3 protein-coding genes and 1 pseudogene are annotated in these 3,703 nt (G+C 69.0%); all 4 read left to right on the top strand.

The features are described from left to right. The first annotated feature begins 142 nt into the window (after nt 1-142). The gene (locus ACWF94_RS07475; protein ID WP_453485626.1) at nt 143-1,573 is read left to right on the top strand and encodes a hypothetical protein; all 1,431 of its coding nucleotides are present in this window, start codon (nt 143-145) and stop codon (nt 1,571-1,573) included. Between the two features lie 21 nt (nt 1,574-1,594). Continuing rightward, nucleotides 1,595-2,092: a YbaB/EbfC family nucleoid-associated protein gene (locus ACWF94_RS07470; RefSeq protein WP_453485624.1), complete on the top strand. Its 498-nt coding sequence runs from the start codon at nt 1,595-1,597 to the stop codon at nt 2,090-2,092. After that, entirely contained in the window at nt 2,089-2,466 is a 378-nt protein-coding gene (locus tag ACWF94_RS07465) for a hypothetical protein (protein WP_453485622.1), read from the top strand. The genes ACWF94_RS07470 and ACWF94_RS07465 overlap by 4 nt, the downstream gene beginning before the upstream one ends. 3 nt (nt 2,467-2,469) lie before the next feature. Beyond that, nucleotides 2,470-3,703, top strand: a pseudogene (locus ACWF94_RS07460) (sugar-binding protein); the annotation flags it as partial.

The raw sequence follows: 3,703 nt of genomic DNA, 5'->3' as shown, positions 1-3,703 counted from the left end.
AGCCGACTAGAAGCAGGAACAGCGGCAGTCGGAGGCCGACCGCAAGCGCGAGGAACTGGAGCGCAAGCAGGAGCTGAAGCAGCAGGATCAGGAGAACAAGCAGGAACAGCGGCAGTCGGAGGCCGACCGTAAACGGGAGGAGTTGGAGCGCAAGCAGGAACTGAAGCAGGACGAGCAGAGGACCAAGCAGGAGGAGCGGCAGTCGGAGGCTGACCGTAAGCGCGAGGAACTGGAGCGCAAGCAGGAGCTGAAGCAGCAGGATCAGGAGAACAAGCAGGAACAGCGGCAGTCGGAGGCCGACCGCAAACGGGAGGAACTGGAGCGCAAGCAGGAAGAGAAACAGACGCAGGCGCAGACGCAGCAGGCGCTGCTGACGCAGCAGGCCCGCGTCGACCAGGATCGGCAACGGAAGGAGCAGCAGGAGCGGCAGTCGGAGGCTGACCGCAGGCGGGAGGAGTTGGAGCGCAAGCAGGAGCTGAAGCAGGAAGAGCAGGAGAACAAGCAGGAACAACGCCAGACAGAGACCGACCGCAAGCGCGAAGAACTGGAACAAAAGCAGGAGCAGAAACAGCAGGAGCAGCAGACGGAGGCCGACCGCAGGCAGGAAGAGGCCGACCGCAGGCAGTCCGAGGCCGAGAAGCGCGCCGAACGGCAGATGCAGGACCTGGGCCGGGGCTCCGGCACCCCGGGGGATGGACCGCGGCTGCCGGGAGGCACCGGGGCCGACCCCTCCTACTCCACTTCCACGCTCAACCCGGACGGCTCGGTCACCCTCGACTACCCCGACGGCTCCTCACGTACCGTCGACCCCTCCTCCGGCGAGGTGGTCACCACCCTGCCCGACGGCTCCACCCGCGTCGACGACCTGCGGCCGGGCGAATCGATCACAAACGCGGACGGCAGTGTCACCCGGCTCGACGGCGACGGCCGTCTCATCACCACCATGCCCGACGGCTCGGTCAGCACCCTCGATCCCGACCGCGGCACGCTCACCACCACCCGGCCCGACGGCACCACCATCACCACCCCGATCGATCCGGGGCAGACCCTCCCCTCCGGACTGGGCAGCGGCGGTGCGCCGGGCTCCGGCTCCCTCTACTCCTCCCCCTATCCGTCCGGCTATGAGGAAGAGCTGTACGACAGAATCGTCGATTCCCCCAACGCCTCTCAGTACGGCATGGGCTCCGGCAGCGGTTCCGGCAGCGGTTCCGGCGGCGGTTCCGGCGGGGGGATGCCGATGCTGCCGCCGGGCACGCGGATGAACGGCGTCACCACTGGCGGGGCGGGCGGCAGCGAGGGCGAACGCGTCCGCGGCTCCATGGACGACTCCCAGCCGATGACCCGCCGGGGACAGAGCGGCCGGGGCGGCCAGGACGAGTACGTCTCGACGGCGCAGCGCGGCGGCCTCTCCACGGCTTCGCCGGGCATGCCCTTCATGCCGCCGATGGGCGGTCAGGGGGGCGGCCAGCAACAGACCGAGAGCGGTGACCGGGAGCGCGCCTCCTGGGTGGAGGAAGAAGAGACCGTATGGGGTACGGACGAGGGCGGCGCTCCCGCCGCCATCGGCCGCTGAACGAGACCGGAGGACAGAGGGATGACTGAACCGATCCAGGTACGGCTGGCGAACGCGGTGGCCCGGCTGGAGCAGACCCGGCAGGCCGTCGCCGCCACCGAGGAGCGGCTGCGGGCCGCCAGCGTCACCGTGCGCTCCCGTGACCGCAGTGTCGAGGTCACCGTCGACGCCCAGGGCCACCTCGCCGAGGTGCGCTTCCTCGACGGCAAGTACCGCGCGATGGGTGCCGCCCAGCTCGCCGCCGCCGTGATCGAGGCGGCCCGGGAGGGTGAGGCGAAGATGGCCCGCACCGTGATGGAGACATTCCGCCCGCTGGCCGACAGCATCGGGGACCGCCCTCACGTCGAAGGCTCCAGGGCTGACTGGGACAACATGTTCGGCCCCCTCCTGGACAGTATCGAACGGGGCGAGACCGCCCGCCGCGGTGCCGGTGACAGGCTCCGCGACGAGATCACCGAAGACGGAGAGCCCACCCCGCCCGCGGCGGACGGCGCCAACGGCCGGAGGAGGAACCGATGACGGCGGGCGGACCCGGCAACTACGAGGCGGACACCGCCCGGCTGCAGTCGTTCATCGCCGAGACCCGCGCGCTGGGTGATCAGATCCAGAAGTTCGCGAACGCGTTCCCGGACGCCGTGCAGGGGACTCACGGGTTCTGCGGTGTGCCCGGCACCGGCGACGAGTACGCCGACAAGATGCGCCCGCAGGTCGACGCCCAACGGGACTACGTCCACAACTGTCTGCAGCAGATCGCCGGCGCCTTCACCGGTATCACCGAGGGCCGCTTCCTGGAACTGCGCAACATCAAGAACACCCAGGGTCAGAACATGGACGACATCGACCAACTGCGCAGCCGGCTCGGAGCCCCGGGCACCGGCGGGGGAAAGCACTGACCGTTGACCATCCCCGACAGCATCGAGTTCCCGGACGAGGCCCGGTGGATCATCTTCGTCCTGCTCGGTGAGCTGCCCCTGCAGGCGTCCTCCGACATGGCGTATGCCAGTGCCGTGCCGTACGACGACTACGCGGACGGGATACTCGATCTGCGCGAGCGGATCACCGAGCTGGTCAACAAGGTGGACGGGGCGCTGCCGTCAGCTGTCGCGGCGCGCTACAAGGAGGCGATGGGCACCCTCACCGGTGCCGACGGATCGGATGTCCTGGCACAACTCGTGGGGCAGATCCACCAGGTCTCCGAGAACCGTGTCGGGCAGTCACGCAAGATCATGGAGTCCAAGTACGAGATCATCGCCGAGGCGATGCTGCTCCTGGCCGAACTGGCGATCATCGCCGCGCTCTCGTTCTTCACCGGCGGACTCTCTTTCGGCCAGACCGCGCTGGCCAAGGCGCGTACCAGGCTGACGATGCTCCTCATCCTCCAGCGCCTGCTCAACGAGACCCATCTGCTGCCCGCGCTGAGCCAGGGGCTACAGGAAGCGCTGACCACGTTCGCGGTGCGGCTGGCGATGCTTGGGAACAATGACGGCGACCGGCGCCCGAAGGGTATCGACGGCGGTGACATCTTCCAGTCCTTCCTCACCGGTCTCTTCGCCGGGTTGTTCAGCTCCGTCCTCACCCGCAACATCGGCGACATCTTCAAGAACAGGATCCACAACTTCGACGACAGCAAGTGGAGGCGGTTCGGCGCGGACGCGTTCACCGCCGTGGTCAGCCAGGGTCCCAGCGAGGCATTCGCCGAGTTCCTGGTCAACGGCCTCTTGCACCAGCGCTGGAAGTTCGATCTCATGGCGCTGGCGGGCGGCAGCATCAGCGCCGTCATCGAGCTGATCCTCAGCCTCGGCGCGGAGAAGTTCGCCAACGATCTCCACAACAAGTTCTCCGGCGGTCAGCAGGACCTCGGTCCCCGCAACCAACTGCCCGGCCCGAACACTCTCCTGGGCGGCGGACAGCCCGGCGGCCGGTCCGTGACACCCCCGCCGACCGGCGGCACGACGACGACCGTGTCCTCGCCGCTGCCGTCCCCCACCACCTCCACGTCGTACGACGTCCCGCCCGCGACCGTCACCGGCAACCCCCTGACGGCGCCGGTGACCTCCCCCCCCCCAGCCCCCCCCCCGCCCCCCGGGGCCCGGGCCCCCCCCCCCCCCCCCAAAACCAGGGGCCCCCCCA

This window comes from Streptomyces sp. NPDC055078 (assembly GCF_053607985.1).
The sequence above is the reverse complement of the archived record's forward strand: the minus strand, read 5'-3'. Positions and strand labels throughout refer to the sequence as shown.

Excerpts from the sequence above, each read along its gene's own strand:
- ACWF94_RS07470 (WP_453485624.1), top strand. The coding sequence starts at position 1,595 with ATGACTGAACCGATCCAGGTACGGCTGGCGAACGCGGTGGCCCGGCTG.
- ACWF94_RS07465 (WP_453485622.1), top strand. The coding sequence starts at position 2,089 with ATGACGGCGGGCGGACCCGGCAACTACGAGGCGGACACCGCCCGGCTG.